16 protein-coding genes and 1 riboswitch are annotated in these 18,427 nt (G+C 48.6%); of the genes, 12 read left to right on the top strand and 4 right to left on the bottom strand.

All coding sequences use genetic code 11. From position 1 onward, the window contains the following. Positions 1 to 104 precede the first annotated feature (104 nt). The gene (locus tag AKN87_RS05740; RefSeq protein WP_053102768.1) at positions 105 to 1,559 is read right to left on the bottom strand and encodes a TolC family outer membrane protein; all 1,455 of its coding nucleotides are present in this window, start codon (positions 1,557 to 1,559) and stop codon (positions 105 to 107) included. A 207-nt stretch (positions 1,560 to 1,766) separates the two neighbouring features. Further along, positions 1,767 to 1,868, top strand: a riboswitch (TPP riboswitch). A 76-nt stretch (positions 1,869 to 1,944) separates the two neighbouring features. On the opposite strand from AKN87_RS05740, the gene thiC reads away from it, so the two are divergent. Then, positions 1,945 to 3,828, top strand: coding sequence for a phosphomethylpyrimidine synthase ThiC (gene thiC / locus AKN87_RS05735; protein ID WP_053102767.1), 1,884 nt, complete (start codon positions 1,945 to 1,947; stop codon positions 3,826 to 3,828). Positions 3,829 to 3,910: 82 nt separating this feature from the next. Here the strand turns inward: thiC and AKN87_RS05730 are convergent, their stop codons facing one another. Further along, a complete protein-coding gene (locus AKN87_RS05730) occupies positions 3,911 to 5,176 on the bottom strand; it encodes a uracil-xanthine permease family protein (RefSeq protein ID WP_053102766.1) in 1,266 nt (421 codons plus the stop codon). A gap of 3 nt (positions 5,177 to 5,179) precedes the next feature. Further along, the gene (gene upp / locus AKN87_RS05725; RefSeq protein ID WP_053102765.1) at positions 5,180 to 5,818 is read right to left on the bottom strand and encodes a uracil phosphoribosyltransferase; all 639 of its coding nucleotides are present in this window, start codon (positions 5,816 to 5,818) and stop codon (positions 5,180 to 5,182) included. Positions 5,819 to 5,946: 128 nt separating this feature from the next. Here upp and AKN87_RS05720 point away from each other — a divergent pair, with 128 nt between their 5' ends. Then, positions 5,947 to 6,504, top strand: a complete 558-nt coding sequence (locus tag AKN87_RS05720) for a hypoxanthine-guanine phosphoribosyltransferase (protein WP_053102764.1) — start codon at positions 5,947 to 5,949, stop codon at positions 6,502 to 6,504. Positions 6,505 to 6,550: 46 nt separating this feature from the next. Here the strand turns inward: AKN87_RS05720 and dauA are convergent, their stop codons facing one another. Then, a complete protein-coding gene (gene dauA, locus AKN87_RS05715) occupies positions 6,551 to 8,260 on the bottom strand; it encodes a C4-dicarboxylic acid transporter DauA (RefSeq protein WP_053102763.1) in 1,710 nt (569 codons plus the stop codon). Between the two features lie 373 nt (positions 8,261 to 8,633). Between dauA and rplM the strand changes: the two genes are divergently transcribed. The 10 genes from rplM (at position 8,634) to AKN87_RS05665 (ending at position 18,277) form a co-directional block, all read left to right on the top strand. Further along, positions 8,634 to 9,062: a 50S ribosomal protein L13 gene (gene rplM / locus AKN87_RS05710; protein WP_053100185.1), complete on the top strand. Its 429-nt coding sequence runs from the start codon at positions 8,634 to 8,636 to the stop codon at positions 9,060 to 9,062. A 15-nt stretch (positions 9,063 to 9,077) separates the two neighbouring features. Further along, positions 9,078 to 9,470 carry a 30S ribosomal protein S9 gene (rpsI, locus tag AKN87_RS05705; RefSeq protein ID WP_053100182.1) on the top strand — a complete coding sequence of 131 codons (393 nt, stop codon included), beginning with the start codon at positions 9,078 to 9,080 and terminating at the stop codon, positions 9,468 to 9,470. 258 nt (positions 9,471 to 9,728) lie between these two features. Further along, positions 9,729 to 10,322, top strand: coding sequence for a ubiquinol-cytochrome c reductase iron-sulfur subunit (petA, locus tag AKN87_RS05700; protein ID WP_053100180.1), 594 nt, complete (start codon positions 9,729 to 9,731; stop codon positions 10,320 to 10,322). Beyond that, positions 10,322 to 11,533 carry a cytochrome b gene (locus AKN87_RS05695; RefSeq protein ID WP_053100178.1) on the top strand — a complete coding sequence of 404 codons (1,212 nt, stop codon included), beginning with the start codon at positions 10,322 to 10,324 and terminating at the stop codon, positions 11,531 to 11,533. Before petA ends, AKN87_RS05695 begins: the two co-directional genes overlap by 1 nt. After that, complete coding sequence (locus AKN87_RS05690; protein ID WP_053100175.1) at positions 11,533 to 12,318, top strand: cytochrome c1; 786 nt, start codon at positions 11,533 to 11,535, stop codon at positions 12,316 to 12,318. The genes AKN87_RS05695 and AKN87_RS05690 overlap by 1 nt, the downstream gene beginning before the upstream one ends. Before the next feature lie 97 nt (positions 12,319 to 12,415). Further along, positions 12,416 to 13,036, top strand: coding sequence for a glutathione S-transferase N-terminal domain-containing protein (locus AKN87_RS05685; protein WP_053100173.1), 621 nt, complete (start codon positions 12,416 to 12,418; stop codon positions 13,034 to 13,036). 12 nt (positions 13,037 to 13,048) lie between these two features. Continuing rightward, the gene (locus tag AKN87_RS05680) at positions 13,049 to 13,498 is read left to right on the top strand and encodes a ClpXP protease specificity-enhancing factor (RefSeq protein WP_053102762.1); all 450 of its coding nucleotides are present in this window, start codon (positions 13,049 to 13,051) and stop codon (positions 13,496 to 13,498) included. A 156-nt stretch (positions 13,499 to 13,654) separates the two neighbouring features. Further along, positions 13,655 to 15,127, top strand: a complete 1,473-nt coding sequence (gene guaB, locus AKN87_RS05675) for an IMP dehydrogenase (RefSeq protein ID WP_053100166.1) — start codon at positions 13,655 to 13,657, stop codon at positions 15,125 to 15,127. A gap of 79 nt (positions 15,128 to 15,206) precedes the next feature. After that, positions 15,207 to 16,772, top strand: coding sequence for a glutamine-hydrolyzing GMP synthase (gene guaA / locus AKN87_RS05670; protein WP_053102761.1), 1,566 nt, complete (start codon positions 15,207 to 15,209; stop codon positions 16,770 to 16,772). 305 nt (positions 16,773 to 17,077) lie between these two features. Next, positions 17,078 to 18,277, top strand: a complete 1,200-nt coding sequence (locus AKN87_RS05665) for a tyrosine-type recombinase/integrase (RefSeq protein ID WP_053102760.1) — start codon at positions 17,078 to 17,080, stop codon at positions 18,275 to 18,277. The last annotated feature ends 150 nt before the right edge of the window (positions 18,278 to 18,427 follow it).

Here is an 18,427-nt window from a genome sequence, read left to right as displayed (position 1 = left end):
TGATTAAGCTCGTAATCACAGGCAGGTCTAGCATACCTTTGCCACAAAAAATGGCAAAGGTTTATTGCTTGGCGGTCGATGAAAAGTAGCTAGGCAGTAATCGATTAGCGACGGCGTAAATTGGCCTCAATTTCTGCCTCTAAGTTAGGCGGTAGAAAGTCAGCATCGGGATCATAGTTAGGGTTTAAATACAGGCCTAAATCTTGCAGTGCAGCAGGGCTTAAAGTCCCTACTGCTTGTTGTAAGCGTAGATTATTTAAGATGTAGTCATAGCGAGCATTATTGTAGTTGCGCACTGCGGCATAGAGCTGGCGCTGGGCATCTAGCACATCAATAATATTGCGGGTGCCTACGTCGTAACCAATTTGTGTGGCTTCCACTGCACTTAAGCCAGAAATAATGGCTTGGCGGCGTGCTTGCACAGTGTCTACATCGGTATTCACCGCGCGGTGATAGTTACGGGTATCTTGCACCACCTGGCGTCGTAAACTTTCGCGCATTTGTTCGGCTTGATCTAAACGGTAGACCCCTTCACGCACTTGCGAGCTGAGCATGCCACCGGTATAGAGCGGAATAGTGAGCTGAATGCCAATACTGCGCTGGCTGGCATTGCCGTTATAACGCGGAACTACACCAGCTAAGTCGGGTAAATCAGGCAGGCTGTTGACCATGCCGAGCGCATCGTTATCGCCCCGTTGGTATTGGGCAACTGCATCGACTGAAGGGGCAAACGCTGATTTGCGTTGCTTAACCCCTTGTTCAGCGGCGTTAACGGCATGGTGAATGGCTTGCAGTTGTAAGTTTTGCTCCGCGGCTGTATTAACCCAGGAAGTAGCATCGTTAGGGCTGGGGGCAACAATCGGTAAGTTATGCTTAACCCCTTTAAGCCCAGTGTAGTGTTGGTTGGTTAGGGTGGTTAAGGCTTGGTAGGCCTCATCGACCATGCGCTGGGCCACTATGCGGTTAGCTCGCGCCGCATCAAAGGCTGCTTGTGCTTGAAGAACGTCGGTTTTATCCGACAGCCCTACATCAAAGCGCTCATTGGCGAGTTCAAATTGGCGATTAAAAGCTGCTTCTTCAGCTCGGGTAGCAGCGAGGTTATCTTGGGCACGTAACACTGCAAAATACACTTCAGCAGATTGTAAAATTAGGCCTTGCTCAACCGCAGAATACTCTAAGGTGGCTTGCTCACTGGCTGACTCGGCTGATTTTAGCTGGTACCAGCGATCTAAGCGAAATAAAGGTTGAGAGAGTGAGGCTTGGTAGGAGTGGCCACTACGATTTTTACGGATAGTGCCTAAGGTGGTATCGACCGAGGTGCGATTATGGCTAGTACCTGCAGCAGCTGAGAGCTGAGGCAGTAAGCCAGCCTTGGCTTGTGGTGTGAGCTCTTGTTTAGCTTTTAAATCTGCATGGGCCGCGGCTAAATCAGGATTATTGGTCAGCGCTTGTTGGTAAATATCCATGACCGAGGGCTTGCTTAACGCGGGGTTGGCATAGGCGAAACTGCTAATGGTAAAGCTAACGGCTAACGCAAGTGACAGGCGTGGCAATAACATAAATCGCTTCCTTGAAAGTACAGATCAATGCGTTAAGGCTAAAGGGGCGTGCACGTTTGGTCAATCATCAATCACTTGGAGTCTATGCTGATTTATAAGAAATATAAGGCTAACTGGTAGTGACTAAGCAGTCGCTTGACTTAAGTCTACAGAAGTGAAGAACAAAACAGGCTTGCTCATTGAGGTACAGAGTGCGTAGACTGGCCCTTGTTCTTGTCGGGGGGCCCTTGAGGCTGAGATTGGTATTTGCCAGATCCCGTTGAACCTGATCGGGGTAATCCCCGCGTAGGGAACAAGACATGCTTACCTTCATTTAGGTAGGCTAGCCCTTGCCCTCAGGTTCGCCCATTTCTAATAAAAAGTGTACTAGTGGAGAACCGTGAAGATGAGTCAAAACCTGTCCCAGCATTTGAGCCAAACCGCTCAGGTTGACGAGCAGTCTGTGCAGCCCTTTCCTAACTCACGTAAAATTTATGTGCAGGGTTCGCGTCCAGATATTTTAGTGCCGATGCGCGAAATTAGCCTAACGCCTACCGTGACCGATGAGGGGGTTGAAGAAAACGCCCCAGTTTTTGTCTACGATACTTCAGGTCCTTATACCGATCCTAACGTCACCATTGACGTGCGTAAGGGATTAGCTGATGTACGTAGCGCGTGGATCGAAGAGCGAGGTGATACCGAAATTCTACCTGGTCTAAGCTCTGAGTACGGTCGTGAGCGGCTCAATGATGCTGAGTTGAGCAAAATGCGTTTTGCTGCCATTCGTAATCCGCGTCGCGCCAAGCCGGGTAAAAACGTGACACAAATGCACTATGCACGCCAAGGCATTATTACGCCGGAAATGGAGTTCGTAGCGATTCGTGAAAACATGAAGCTGGAAAAAGCGCGGGAAGCCGGTTTGTTAGATAGCCAGCATCCAGGACATAGCTTTGGTGCGAGCATTCCAAAAGAAATTACCCCAGAGTTTGTACGTTCTGAAATTGCTCGTGGTCGGGCGATTATTCCGGCGAACATCAACCATACTGAACTTGAACCAATGATTTTGGGCCGCAACTTCTTAGTGAAGATTAACGGCAATATTGGTAACAGTGCGCTGGGCTCTTCTATTGAAGAAGAAGTGGCTAAACTGACCTGGGGTATTCGCTGGGGTTCAGACACCATTATGGATCTGTCTACCGGTAAAAATATTCACGAAACCCGTGAGTGGATTATCCGCAACTCACCGGTACCCGTAGGTACGGTGCCAATTTACCAAGCGCTGGAAAAAGTGAATGGTATTGCCGAAGACTTAACCTGGGAGTTGTTCCGTGACACCCTGATTGAGCAAGCCGAGCAGGGCGTTGACTACTTTACGATTCACGCTGGGGTGTTGTTACGCTATGTGCCGCTAACCGCTAAGCGTGTCACAGGAATTGTGTCCCGTGGCGGCTCGATTATGGCCAAATGGTGCTTAGCGCACCACAAAGAAAACTTCTTGTACACGCACTTTGAAGAAATTTGCGAAATCATGAAGGCTTATGATGTGAGTTTCTCGCTTGGTGATGGTTTGCGTCCTGGCTCGGTAGCTGATGCGAACGATGCAGCGCAGTTTGCTGAGTTAGAAACACTGGGCGAACTGACCAAAATTGCTTGGAAGCATGATGTGCAGTGCTTTATTGAAGGCCCTGGTCACGTGCCGATGCATATGATTAAAGAAAACATGGACAAGCAACTCGAGTGCTGTGACGAAGCGCCATTCTATACGCTTGGCCCTTTAACCACCGATATTGCGCCGGGTTACGATCATATTACCTCAGGTATTGGTGCAGCGATGATTGGTTGGTATGGTTGCGCGATGTTGTGCTACGTCACGCCTAAAGAGCACCTTGGTTTACCCAATAAAGATGACGTAAAAACCGGAATTATTACCTACAAAATTGCTGCCCATGCTGCAGACTTGGCTAAAGGCCATCCGGGCGCGCAAGTGCGTGATGATGCGTTGAGTAAAGCGCGTTTTGAGTTCCGTTGGGAAGATCAGTTTAACTTAGGGTTGGATCCAGATACGGCGCGTTCTTTCCATGATGAGACGCTGCCGAAAGAGTCTGCAAAGGTGGCGCATTTCTGCTCCATGTGTGGCCCTAAGTTCTGTTCGATGAAAATCACCCAAGAGGTGCGAGAGTACGCCAAAGAAAATGGCTTAACCGATGAGCAAAAAGCGATTGAGGCAGGCTTTAAAGAGCAGTCCAATCGTTTCCGTGAAGAGGGCTCCATCATCTACAAGCAGGTGTAACATTGACGCAGGTTTAATGTAAGCGATAAAAAACGCGCCGCTGAGTTCATTATCTCAGCGGCGCGTTTTTGTAGGTGGCAACTTAAATATCTAAGCTAGGTGGTGACTTACGCCACGCATTGCCGCCCGGTAAAACTAAATTGAGCAGCATGGCCACTAAGGCACATAACGAGATGCCAGATAGCGCAAACTCACCATTGCCAAGCACCATGCCGCCAATGCCAAACACTAAGGTAACGGACACAATGATTAAGCTGCGGGCTTCAGATAAGTCCACTTGATTGCGAATCAAGGTATTGAGGCCAACCACTGCAATGGAGCCAAAAAGTAGGCATAAAATGCCGCCCATCACTGGAACCGGAATACTCTGCAAGGCTGCACCAAACTTACCAATAAAGGCCAGCACCACAGCAAAAACTGCTGCCCAGGTCATCACTTTAGGATTGAAGTTACGGGTGAGCATCACTGCACCAGTCACTTCAGAATAGGTGGTATTTGGCGGCCCGCCCAGCATGCCCGCAGCAGAAGTGGCTATGCCATCACCCAGTAAAGTGCGGTGTAAACCCGGGCGTTTAATGTAGTTTTGCCCTGTCACGTTACCTACTGCGACAACGCCGCCAATGTGTTCAATGGCTGGCGCTAGTGCAACCGGCAACATATAAAGAATCGCTCCCCAGTGAAACTCGGGCGCCATAAATTGCGGTAGAGCGACCCAAGGTGCTGCATTAATTGCGGCAGTATCGACAATGCCAAAGCCGAGCGATAGCCCATAACCGACGATGATTCCGACCAGAATGGGTACTAAGCGAAACAGGCCTTTACCTAAAGCAGCCACTAACACGGTGCTGACTAGGGCGCTCATCGAGATGATCATGGCGGTGTTATAAGGCACCAGTTGCGCGCTGGCATCGCCGGCTTTGCCCATGGCCATATTCACCGCAGTGGGTGATAGGGCTAAACCGATACAGATAATCACTGGAGCAATCACTACAGGCGGTAGCAGGCGGTCAATAAAACCACTGCCTTTTAGATGCACAGCGGCGCTGAGCAGCATATACACCACGCCAGCTGCTACGATTCCGCCTAAGACAGCTGGCATGCCAAAGCTACTTTTAGCAGCCAGAATGGGGGCGATAAAAGCAAAGCTGGAGGCTAAAAAAACCGGTACTTGGCGGCCAGTGACTAATTGAAATAGTAAAGTGCCAAGGCCAGCGGTGAAAAGTGCTACGTTAGGGTCCATCCCAGTAATTAAGGGCATTAGCACCAAGGCACCAAAGGCCACAAACAGCATCTGGGCGCCAGCTAGCGCTTGTTTCCAGAGAGGCTCAGTAACGACAGGGGACTGCATGGCTTAGCTATCCTTTTGCTTAGTACCAAAAATTTTATCGCCAGCATCGCCAAGGCCGGGAATGATATAGCTCTTTTCATTGAGCCCTTGATCAATTGATGCCGTAAAGATTTTTACATCGGGATGTGCATCGTTGACGGTTTTAATGCCCTCGGGAGCGGCCACAAGAACCATGGCGCGAATCTCCTTACAGCCGGCGCGCTTTAGCAGGTCAATGGTAGCAACCATGGAGTTCCCAGTGGCAAGCATAGGATCAATAATCAGCGACATTCGCTCGTTAATTTCTGGAGCGAGTTTTTCTAGATAAGTGTGTGCCTCAAGGGTGTCCTCGTTGCGGGCAACGCCCACGGCACTGACTTTGGCGCTAGGAATTAAAGTGAGCACGCCATCTAGCATGCCAATTCCTGCACGTAAAATAGGCACGACGGTGATTTTTTTGCCAACAATCCGCTCAACCGCAACGGGGCCATTCCAGCCTTCAATTTCATGCAGCTCGAGGGGGAGATCTTTGGTGGCTTCGTAGGTGAGTAGGGCGCCTAATTCTTGGGATAACTCACGGAAGTTTTTAGTGCTAATGTCGGCGCGGCGCATTAGACCGAGTTTGTGGCGCACTAAAGGGTGTTGGATTTCGTACACAGGCATGCTGACAGCTCTCATAAAACAGATGGACGGGCTAAGATTAAACTAAAATTGCGCTAACTCTAAGTTTTAATCTTGCGCTTCATCAATCTAAGCAGTACCTTTTCCGCTTTATTTTTTGGAGTACGGTTGTGTCTACTGATATTGAGCAAATTAAACAGGTAATGGCTGAGGCGGATGTGCTTTACACCGAACAGCAGGTTGAGGCGTCGATTAGCAAGGTGGCAGCAGAAATTACTGCGCAACTAGCTGACGCTAACCCGATTGTTTTTTGCGTAATGAATGGCGGTTTAATTTTTGCAGGCAAGCTCTTGTCGCAGCTGAATTTTCCGCTGGAGTATTCCTATTTGCATGCTAGCCGTTACCGCAATGAGATCAGTGGTGGTGAGCTGTTTTGGAAGGCTAAGCCTGAAATTTCACTGCGTGGGCGCAATGTGATTATTGTCGATGATATCTTAGATGAAGGACACACTTTGTCAGCGATCGCTGAGTTTTGCCGTAAGGAAGAGGCTGCCAATGTCTATACCGCGGTGTTAATTGATAAAGATCACGATCGTAAAGCGCGCCCCGGGCTCAAGGCTGACTTTACTGGACTGAGCTGTGTTGACCGTTATATTTTTGGTTATGGCATGGATTACATTGGTTACTGGCGTAATGCGCCGGGCATTTTTGCGGTAAAAGGGTTGTAAGTCATCCGCCGGAGCGACCACAGGTAAGTGGTCGCTGGCGCTAGACTTAAGCTGTTAGCCAGCTTTCAGCCCGAGCTCGAGCTTGCTCAAAATCACGCACATAAGACAATTGTTTAGGGCTGAGTCGAATATTGGCGCGGCGCATCTTTAAACGTAAACGACTGGTAGTCCCTACTAAAATCACACCAATATCTCGCTGACGATAATCCTCGAGTACCTTAGTTAGCCCTGCAATTGCTGTCATATCCAACACCGGAACTGCACTCATATCAATGATCACGACCTTAATGCTTGGTTGGACTTGGCGTAGTACGCTGAGCGCTTTCTCTGCTGCGCCAAAAAATAAGGGGCCGCGGATACTGTAGCTGCAAATACTATCGGGAAGATCTTGTAAAGCTTTGATATGTGGCGCATGACTAGGGCGAGTGTCAGTCGTTTCACTGATGTGCTTAATAAATAAACCAGCCGCTAGGATTAAACCGACGCCAACGGCTAAGACCATGTCGAACAGCACAGTCAAAATTAAGCAGGTAAGTAGCACTAAAATATCATTACGTGGAGCTATCTTTAAGGTATGGATCACATGCTTGGGCTCGCTCATATTCCAGGCCACCATCAATAGTAGCGCTGCCAAAGCGGACATTGGCAATAGGCTAAAGAGCGGTGCTAGAAACAGCATTGCCAGTAATACGACTAACGCATGAGTCATCGCAGCCATTGGTGAGTAAGCGCCTGCTCGCACGTTAGCAGCGCTGCGGGCTATCGCAGCGGTGGCGGTAATGCCGCCAAACAAGGGGGCGACGAGGTTGCCTATGCCCTGGGCAAAGAGTTCGCCGTTGGAGTCATGCTTAGTGCCTGCCATGCCATCAGCGACGACCGCACAGAGCAATGACTCAATGGCGCCTAGCATGGCAATGGCAAATGCGGGAGCCAGTAGTTGTCTAAATAGCTCAAAAGAGAGCACCAGCGGTTCGCCACTGGGTCCAGGCAGTGTCCATGGCCAGGCAAAGGAGGGTAAGAAAGGTGGAATACCGGGGTACTCAACGCCCTCAACAAAGTAACTAAAGCGCTCGCCCAAGGTGGCAACTGGCCAATCAAAATGCTTAAAAGTGATGGCCAATAAAGTGCCTATGACTAAGGCAGGTAAATGCCCTGGAACACGAGGGAAGAAGCGCGGCCAAGCAATCAAAATAGTTAAGGTGATCGCTGCGATTAAGCTGTCTCCCAGTTGGATACTTGGTAGGGCTAGAACTAGTTGCTGTACCTGTTCTAAAAAATTACTGCTCGGGCCAATATTGCTCAGGCCTAGGGCATCTTTCATTTGTAAGGTGGCCAGTACAATGCCGATTCCAGCGGTAAAGCCCAAGGTGACCGGGTAGGGAATAAATTGCAGTAACGAGCCAGCACGCAGTAGTGCCATGCCGATTAAAATAGCGCCTGCCATCAGGGTGCAAATTAATAGCCCTGCTAAGCCAAATTGCTGGGTAATGGGTAGCAAAATGACTACAAAGGCAGCGGTTGGCCCTGATACGTTGAGTCGTGAGCCGCCCAGTAAGGCAATTAAAAAACCTGCAACCAGTACGGTGTATAAGCCATGTTGTGGTGGCAAGCCAATGGCAATTGAGAGAGCCATGGCCAAAGGGATGGCAATAATCCCGACAGTAATTCCAGCGATAATATCGCTGCGTAAGCGTTGCGCGTTATAGCCCGCGCTTAAGGTGTGTTTCCAAGCCGAAAACAGTGGGGGAAAATACATGCGTACTCCTAACATGCAAAGCAATCAAGCGCTGACTTAGTGTGCAGGCAGCTGCTTGATACTACGCCTCTGCTCGAAAAAAGTGTACTTCTGCGGAAAATGGCAACTTTCTTAGGTATTGAGTTGCAATTTTTCACTCGTTTGGCATAATAGCGCGGCTCTTTTCTTGATAAAGCCTAATCAATTGAGAAGGGAAGGCGGGAGATGCAGACCTGCCGAACATATACATAACTGCCGCAAATATGACCACGCTAAGACCCGAGCCCCCGTAAATAGCGTCGATTATTCGGCACCTTTGACTTGTCAAAGTAAGCACTATTCAGTAGGATTCGCCGTCTTTTAATTGATGAGACGGCCTTGAGGCCAATTGCTAATGAAAACATTTACAGCAAAACCGGAAACAGTTAAGCGCGACTGGTATGTTGTCGACGCTGCAGGTCAGACCCTGGGTCGTCTGGCTACAGAAATCGCTAGCCGTTTACGTGGTAAGCACAAGCCTGAATACACTCCACACGTTGACGCGGGTGACTACATCGTAGTTATCAACGCAGAACAAGTGCGTGTTACCGGCAAGAAAACATCAGACAAAATCTACTACTCTCACACTGGTTTCCCAGGCGGTATCAAAGAAATCAGCTTCGAGAAGTTAATTGCTAAGGCACCTGAGCGCGTGATTGAAAACGCAGTTAAGGGTATGTTGCCTAACAATCCACTGGGTCGTGCGATGTATCGCAAGCTGAAAGTGTATGCAGGTGCTGAGCATCCGCACACTGCACAGCAGCCCCAAGAACTTAAGATTTAACGGGAATAGTAGACTATGTCGGCGAATCAAAATTACGGCACAGGCCGTCGCAAGGCTGCAACTGCACGCGTATTCTTACGTCCAGGTACAGGCAGCATTTCTATTAACAATCGCAGCTTAGAAGTTTTCTTCGGCCGTGAAACCTCGCGTATGATGGTACGTCAGCCTTTAGAGTTAACTGAGACTCTAGAGAAGTTTGATGTATACGTGACTGTTGCTGGTGGTGGTGCGAGTGGTCAAGCGGGTGCGATCCGTCACGGTATTACCCGTGCGCTGATCGAATACGACGAAACCCTACGTGGTGCTTTACGTAAGGCGGGCTTTGTTACCCGTGATGCGCGTGAAGTGGAGCGTAAGAAAATCGGTCTGCGTAAAGCACGTAAGCGTCCTCAGTTCTCCAAGCGCTGATACGCTCTACCGTATATCAAAACGCCCGTTTCCGAGAGGATTCTGGGCGTTTTTTATATAAAATTAGTGCAAAAGCTAGGTTTAGAAAATGCTTCGTTGTTAGGTCAACGAATCGCACTTTAGTGGCGGGGGCATGCCTCATTCCCTTGTCTTAAGTGTGTCTTTTCTTTAACATCTGTGCACTTTGATAATGCTGCTAGCTTTTAATAGAAAAGAAAGCCTGTAACACAGGCAAAACTGTTGATGGGAGACGACTTGATGAGCAAAGACGGCGTGAATGCAGGCCGACGTCGCTTTCTGGTGGCCGCTACTTCGGTAGTAGGTGCTGCTGGAGCGGTTGGTGCTGCTATCCCGTTTCTGGGTTCTTGGCAACCCAGTGCGAAGGCTAAGGCCGCGGGAGCACCGGTGCGCGTTAACATTAGTAAGGTGGAACCAGGCCAGCAGGTAGTTGCTGAGTGGCGTGGTAAGCCGGTCTTTATTGTAAACCGTACCGATGAGGTGATGAGTAATCTGGCTAAGCTCGATAGCGTAGTATCAGACCCAAGCTCTGAGCACTCTGAGCAACCGACTTATGTGGATCCAAAAAACCGTGCAATTAAGCCTAACCTGCTAATTGTTGAAGGTTTATGCACTCACTTAGGTTGTGCTCCTACCTACCGTCCTGAAGTTGCTCCTGCAGATTTAGGGCCAGACTGGGTTGGCGGTTATTTTTGTGCATGCCACGGTTCTAAATATGACCTCGCTGGCCGCGTATTCAAGGGGCAGCCTGCACCTTTAAACTTGCCAGTACCTCCGCATTCTTACGAAACTGATGAAATTGTGATCATCGGTATAGATCAGGAGACCGCGTAATGAGTAAGTTCATGGAGTGGGTCGACGCCCGTTTTCCCGCAACTAAAATGTGGGAAGATCATCTCTCTAAATACTACGCACCAAAGAACTTTAACTTTTACTACTTCTTTGGTTCCTTAGCCCTCTTAGTGTTAGTTAACCAGATCCTCACCGGTATTTGGCTAACCATGAGCTATGAGCCCTCTGCTGAAGGTGCGTTTGCTTCCGTTGAATACATCATGCGTGATGTTGAGTATGGTTGGATTCTGCGCTATCTGCACTCCACAGGCGCTTCAGCGTTCTTCGTGGTGGTGTATTTGCACATGTTCCGTGGATTGTTGTATGGCTCTTACCAGAAGCCGCGGGAGCTGGTGTGGATCTTCGGGATGTTAATTTACTTAGCCTTAATGGCTGAGGCGTTCATGGGTTATCTGCTGCCTTGGGGACAAATGTCCTACTGGGGTGCCCAGGTAATTATCTCCCTATTTGGTGCGATTCCAGTTATTGGTGCTGACTTAACTGAGTGGATTCGTGGTGACTACCTGATTTCAGGTATTACCCTAAACCGCTTCTTTGCATTGCATGTCATTGCAGTGCCGATCGTATTGTTAGGTCTAGTGGTGGTGCATATTATTGCGCTGCACGAGGTGGGTTCGAACAACCCAGACGGTATCGATATCAAAAAACACAAAGACGAGAACGGCGTACCTTTAGATGGTATTCCATTCCACCCGTACTACACGGTTAAAGATATCGTGGGTGTGGTGGTGTTCTTATTTGTGTTCTGCTTTGTTGTGTTCTTCTTCCCAGAAATGGGTGGTTTCTTCTTAGAAAAACCGAACTTTGAACAAGCTAACGCCTTTAAAACCCCAGAGCACATTGCCCCAGTTTGGTACTTCACCCCGTTCTATGCGATTTTGCGTGCAGTTCCTGACAAGTTAATGGGTGTGGTTGCCATGGGCGCCTCTATTGCGCTGCTGTTTGTGTTGCCATGGTTAGATCGTAGCCCAGTGCGCTCTATGCGTTACAAAGGCTGGATGAGCAAACTTTGGTTATGGATTTTCTGTATTTCATTCGTGATTTTAGGTTACATGGGTGTACAACAGCCAACGCCTACTTTCACCTTGATCTCACAGATTTGTACAGTGCTGTACTTCCTGTACTTTATCCTCATGCCGTTCTATACCAGCATGGAAAAAACCAAACCGGTTCCAGAAAGGGTGACTGGCTAATGAAAAAGCGAATTATTGCATTACTATTTGCTGCATTGCCGACATTAGGCTTTGCAGAGGTGCCAAACTACGAATGGCAATCAATTAAGGTAGACCTAACCGATAAAGCAGCCTTGCAAGATGGTGCGCGCACTTTTGCTAACTACTGCATGGGCTGTCACGGGGCTAAATTCCAGCGTTATGAGCGTGTAGCTGATGACTTAGGAATTAGCGAAGAGTTAATGATGGAAAACTTGGTGTTTCCAAGTGACGCTAAATATGGCGATCACATGAAAGCCAGTATGACGCCAGATCAAGCCAAAAAATGGTTTGGTGTTGCGCCACCTGATTTAACCTTAGTTGCCCGCGTGCGTGGTAATGATTGGGTATATAACTATATGCGCTCATTCTATGTGGACGAAAGCCGTCCATTTGGGGTGAACAACGTAGTATTCCCGAACGTTGGTATGCCTAACGTTTTAGTACACCTACAAGGTGTACAAACAGTGGGTACTGCTCAAGTTCAAGCCGTCGATGAAAAAGGTAAAAAGGTGTTTGACCCCTTAACTGGCACACCTTTAACTAAAGAGTCTGACAACGAACTTACAGTGCTGCCGAAAACTGGTACTCTAACTGAAGCTGAATTTGACCAGAAAATTCAAAACCTTGTCACGTTCTTAGCTTATTCTGCTAACCCAGTGAAGCTTCAGAGTCAGCGTATTGGTACTTATGTGCTGTTATTCTTAGCATTTTTCTTTGTCTTCGCTTACTTCTTGAAGCGTGAGTACTGGAAAGATGTTCATTAAGAGCAGTTCAGCAGTATAAGTAAAAACCACACACGCGCCCCTCGAGGCGCGTGTGTTTTTATGCGATAAGCGTAATTATTTTTTAAGGAGGAAAGCCATGGCCGTTCCAAATAAATTGGGCTGCTACTCGGATCCAGTTGATCAGTATTCACATCGTGTGCGTCTGGTGCTGGCAGAGAAGGCAGTAACAGCGGAGATGTTTGATGTGGTGGCGGGTGAGTGTCCTGCTTCTCTAACTGATGTTAATCCTTATGGGACTGTTCCAACTTTAGTCGATCGTGATCTTGCGTTATATGAGTCTACGGTGATTATGGAATACCTCGATGAGCGTTATCCTCATCCTCCTTTATTACCTGTGTATCCTGTAGCTCGGGCTAATAGTCGTATGCTGATGCATCGCATCGAGCGTGACTGGTGCCAGTTAGCTGAACTTATTTTAGATAAAAACACCAAAGAAACGCCGCGCAACAAAGCCCGTAAAGAGCTGCGAGAAAGCTTAATAGGGGTGGCTCCAGTATTTGCCAGCATGCCTTACTTTATGAGTGAAGAGTACAGCTTGGTTGATTGCTGTTTGTTGCCATTGTTGTGGCGTTTGCCAGCTTTAGGCATTGAGCTGCCGAAAGCTGCCGCACCCTTAATTGAATATATGGAGCGCAATTTTGAGCGTGAAGCTTTTCGGGAAAGTTTAACCGAAGCTGAGCTATTGATGCGTCCTTAATTAGGAGAGCCTATGAACTCCAGTCGTCCATATCTGATTCGTGCGTTACATGAGTGGTTGGTGGATAACCAGTGCACTCCGCACTTGTTGGTAATCAGTGAATATCCAGGGGCAAACTTGCCCGAAGGATTTGCCCAAGATGGACAGATCGTGCTCAATGTTTCACCTGCAGCAGTGCGTTACTTGCAGATGGATAATGAGGCCGTTAGTTTTGAAGCGCGCTTTGGTGGCGTGCCATTTCAAGTGTATATCCCTATTGCTGCCGTCTTAGCCATTTATGCCAGAGAGAATGGGCAAGGCATGTTCTTTGAGCCAGAAGAATTAGCGCTGCCCGCAAGCGATGAAGCAGAGCCGACCTTAGCTGTGGTTGATAGTGCTGCAGATGATATGCCACCAGAGACTAGCGAAGCTTCCGCTGTCAAACCGGCTAAAGGGCGACCTACGCTAACCGTGGTTAAGTAACCACCCATTAAAGACAAACAAGAGGATGAGTGATCGCAGCTGGTATGAAAAATACTAGGGGCTTAAGGCTTAGGAAAGGTCACTCAAAAGGTTGAGAAGAAGCGCTGCAAAAGGTATAATGTCGCGCTTCCATTTTCCCGTCGGGGAGCATTCGCTATGCTGCGTATTAGTCAAGAAGCACTGACTTTTGATGATGTTTTATTAATTCCAGGTTATTCCGAAGTTCTGCCAAAAGACGTTAGTTTGAAAACTCGACTGACGCGTGGCATTGAGCTGAATATTCCGCTGCTGTCTGCAGCTATGGATACTGTTACTGAAGCCCGTTTAGCCATTGCCATGGCGCAAGAGGGCGGTATCGGTATTATTCACAAGAACATGACGATTGAGCAACAAGCCGTTCAGGTGCGTAAAGTAAAGCGCTATGAAACGGCGATTGTGCACGATCCGGTGACCGTCTCACCTTACACCAAAATTACTGAAGTCTTGGCACAAGCTGAAGAACTAGGTTTTTCTGGTTTTCCAGTATTGTCTGATAGCAAAGAGTTAGTCGGTATTGTGACGGGTCGTGACTTACGGTTTACCCCGAAAGCGGGCGAAACCGTTGAAGCCATCATGACGCCTAAAGATCAGTTAGTGACTGTCTTAGAAGGCACCGGTCTTGAAGAGATTAAAGCTAAGCTGTATGAGCACCGCATTGAAAAAATGCTGGTGGTAAACGAGCAGTTTCAACTGCGCGGCATGGTGACTTTCCGTGATATCGAAAAAGCTAAAAGCTATCCGTTAGCCTCTAAAGATGAGCAGGGCCGTTTACGTGTAGGCGCTGCGGTAGGTACCGGTGCTGATACCGGTGAGCGGATCGAAGCGTTAGTGGCAGCTGGAGTGGACGTGGTAGTGGTAGACACGGCCCATGGTCACTCGCGCGGAGTCATTGAGCGTGTACGCTGGGTGAAAGAGCATTTCCCACAGGTACAGGTAATTGGCGGTAACATTGCTACTGCTGAAGCTGCGTTAGCATTAGTTGAAGCTGGTGCCGATGCGGTAAAAGTGGGGATTGGTCCAGGCTCAATCTGTACTACCCGTATTGTTGCAGGGGTGGGCGTGCCACAAATTTCGGCGATTGCTAACGTATCAGCAGCGCTGAAAGATACCGGTGTGCCAATGATTGCCGATGGCGGTATTCGCTTCTCAGGCGACTTAGCTAAAGCGATTGTGGCCGGTGCCGATACAGTGATGCTGGGTTCGATGTTTGCTGGTACTGAAGAGTCACCGGGTGAAATTGAGCTGTTCCAAGGTCGCTCGTATAAGTCCTACCGTGGTATGGGCTCACTGGGTGCTATGGCTCAGTCTCAAGGCTCATCTGACCGTTACTTCCAAGACAGTAACGCCGGCGCTGAAAAACTGGTACCAGAAGGTATTGAAGGCCGCGTACCTTATAAAGGCGCGATGTCAGCCATTGTGCACCAGTTAATGGGTGGCTTACGTGCCTCCATGGGTTATACCGGATCTGCCACCATTGAGGATATGCGTACTAAGCCACAGTTTGTACGTATCACCGGTGCGGGTATGGCTGAGTCTCACGTGCATGATGTACAAATTACCAAAGAAGCACCTAACTACCGCGTTAGTTAAGTGTGAGTAACACCCCGACAAACCGCCAATTTTAGGCGGTTTGTCTTTTAGACTTTTATTTATTTTTGAGATAACTCCGATGACTGCTCAAGATATCCACGCCCATCGCATCCTCGTGCTGGACTTTGGTTCCCAATACACTCAATTGATTGCTCGTCGCATTCGCAGCTTAGGCGTGTTTTGCGAAATTCATCCGTTTGATATCGAAGAGCAGGTAATCCGTGAGTTTGATCCACGCGGTATTATTCTGTCCGGTGGCCCTGAGTCAGTGCACCAAATGGGCAGCCCGCGAGCGCCTGAGTATGTGTTTGAGCTAGGCTTACCGCTATTGGGCGTGTGCTACGGTATGCAAACCATGGCTGAGCAGTTAGGTGGCAAGGTAGAAAGCTCTGCTGCCAGTGAGTTTGGTTCGGCGCAAGTAACAGTTACCGCCAATAGTCCGTTGTTAGACGGCATTCGCGATGACGGTGCTAACTTGGACGTGTGGATGAGTCATGGCGATAAGGTTACGGTGTTGCCAGAAGGTTTTGTCACCTTAGCCAGCACGCCTAGCTGCCCGATTGCGGCCATGGCTAACGAAGAGCGTCAATTCTACGCCGTGCAATTCCATCCAGAAGTCACTCACACCACCCAAGGCAATGAAATTTTAGCTCGCTTTGTGCAGCGCATTTGTGGTTGTGAGGCGTTATGGACGCCAAGCAATATTATTGATGATGCCATTGCTACCGTCCGCTCTCAGGTCGGTGATAAGCAGGTGTTGTTAGGTTTATCGGGCGGGGTAGATTCATCCGTAGTAGCGGCGTTATTACACCGTGCGATTGGCGATCAATTAACCTGTGTGTTTGTGGATCATGGTTTGCTGCGCTTAGGCGAGGGCGATCAGGTGATGCAGATGTTTGCCGAGAATATGGGCGTAAAGGTAATCCGAGTAGATGCTGAAGAGCGCTTTTTAGGGCTGCTTGCAGGTGTTACTGATCCTGAAGAAAAACGCAAAATTATTGGTCGCACCTTTATTGAGGTTTTTGATGAAGAAGCGAGCAAACTTGAAGGCATCGACTTCTTAGCGCAGGGTACGATTTATCCGGATGTGATTGAATCGGCGGCGGTTAAGCACGGTAAAGCTAAGGTAATTAAATCGCACCACAACGTCGGCGGTTTACCTGAAGATATGAAGTTTGAACTGGTTGAGCCACTACGCGAATTGTTCAAAGATGAAGTGCGCAAACTGGGTGTAGAGCTTGGCCTCCCTGAAAGCATGGTGTATCGCCACCCATTCCCAGGGCCTGGCCTAGGCGTGCGGATTTTAGGTGAGATTAAGAAAGAATACGCCGACTTGCTACGCCAAGCAGACCATATTTTTATTGAAGAGTTACGCAATGCCGGTTGGTACGATAAAACCAGTCAAGCTTTTGTGGTCTTTGTGCCGGTTAAATCTGTGGGTGTAGTAGGCGATGCGCGCCGTTATGCGTGGGTGGTTTCGCTACGTGCAGTAGAGACCATCGACTTTATGACCGCCCGTTGGGCGCACTTACCCTATGATTTATTGGAGAAAGTCTCTGGCAGAATCATTAATGAAATCGAGGGTATTTCCCGCGTGGTTTATGATGTGTCAAGTAAACCACCAGCGACTATCGAGTGGGAATGATTACACGTCTGGCATGACCAGGCATCTAAAAGCATTAAGCGACTCTAAGCCCGTGATTTTACGGGCTTTTTTTGATTTTGTTTGGCACTATCTGGCAATAGAGGGAAGCGGTAAGCACTGTTTTAGCATGGTATTAAAACTGGTACTATCGCCGAACGATGCCATGAGCAGTTTTAGTACCATGCAGCACTTTCTTGTATGAGCATGGTATTGGATTTCTATAAGTTACTGTTTTATATAGATAAAATATGCAATAACTTTCAAGTTTTCAGCATGGTATCGATAACGGAAGAAGGACAAGGCATATGCTGACCGATACCAAGCTGCGAAATCTAAAACCTAAAGACAAACTCTACAAAGTGAATGACCGGGATGGGCTCTATGCAGCCGTTACACCCGCAGGAACTGTTTCGTTTCGTTATAACTACTCGATCAATGGCAGGCAGGAAACCATCACCTTCGGTCGCTATGGCTCTGGTGGCATTACTTTGGCTGAAGCTCGTGAAAAGCTAGGCGACGCCAAAAAGATGATCGCTGAAGGAAAGTCTCCGGCCAGAGAAAAAGCTCGAGACAAGGCACGAGTCAAGGATGCGGAAACATTTGGTGCCTGGGCTGAAAAATGGCTAAGGGGATACCAGATGGCAGACTCGACTCGCGATATGCGTCGAGGAGTTTATGAGCGTGAGCTGAAGCCGAAATTCTCCAATCAAAAGCTGAGCGAAATTACTCATGAAGACTTGCGGGCATTGACTGACAGCATAGTCGAGCGAGGTGCACCTGCGACAGCAGTTCATGCGCGTGAAGTAGTGCTTCATGTTTTCCGCTGGGCAATCGAGCGCGGACAGAAGATTGAAAACCCGGCTGAATTGGTGCGACCAAGCAGTATTGCCCGTTTTGAGCCGCGTGACCGAGCGTTGACGCCAGAAGAAATTGGTTTGATGTACCACTACCTGGAGCGGGTGGGTACAAGCCCAACAAATCGCGCCGCCGCCAAGCTGCTGTTGCTGACTATGGTGCGCAAGGGCGAGTTGAATAACGCAACCTGGGATGAAGTCAATTTTACTGAAGCGCTTTGGACGATCCCAAAGGAAAGGATGAAACGCCGCAAGCCACATTTAGTGTTTCTCTCACGGCAGGCACTGGATATTTTTATTGCTCTAAAAACTTTTGCTGGTGGTTCTGATTTTGTGTTGCCATCTAGGTACAACACTGAGCAGCCGACGGCTTCCAGCACCATCAACAGGGTGCTCGACTGGACTTACAAAGCAGCGCAAAAAGATGGTAAATCGCTTGCCAAGTTCGGACCGCATGATCTGCGTCGTACTGCCAGTACCTTGTTGCATGAGGCTGGTTACAACACTGACTGGATTGAGAAGTGTCTGGCGCATGAACAAAAGGGCGTGAGAGCTGTTTACAACAAGGCCGAGTACCGGGAGCAGCGAGCGGCTATGTTGCAGGATTGGGCAGATATGATTGATGAGTGGACTAGCGGAAGTGTTCGTTGAGATTGCCACTGAATACGAAGGGAATCGGTAAATCTTGTCGGGTGAGATAGAGCCGAACTCACAACTACTGTATGCGGCCAGTCGTCTGTCGATACGTTTTTTGTTCGAGCACTTTAGGCTGAGTGGGAACAATGTGAGCAGATGAGTGAG

Source organism: Thiopseudomonas alkaliphila, from assembly GCF_001267175.1.
Lineage (GTDB): Bacteria > Pseudomonadota > Gammaproteobacteria > Pseudomonadales > Pseudomonadaceae > Oblitimonas > Oblitimonas alkaliphila.
Note: the sequence above shows the minus strand (reverse complement) of the source record. Positions and strands in the feature narration are given on the sequence as shown.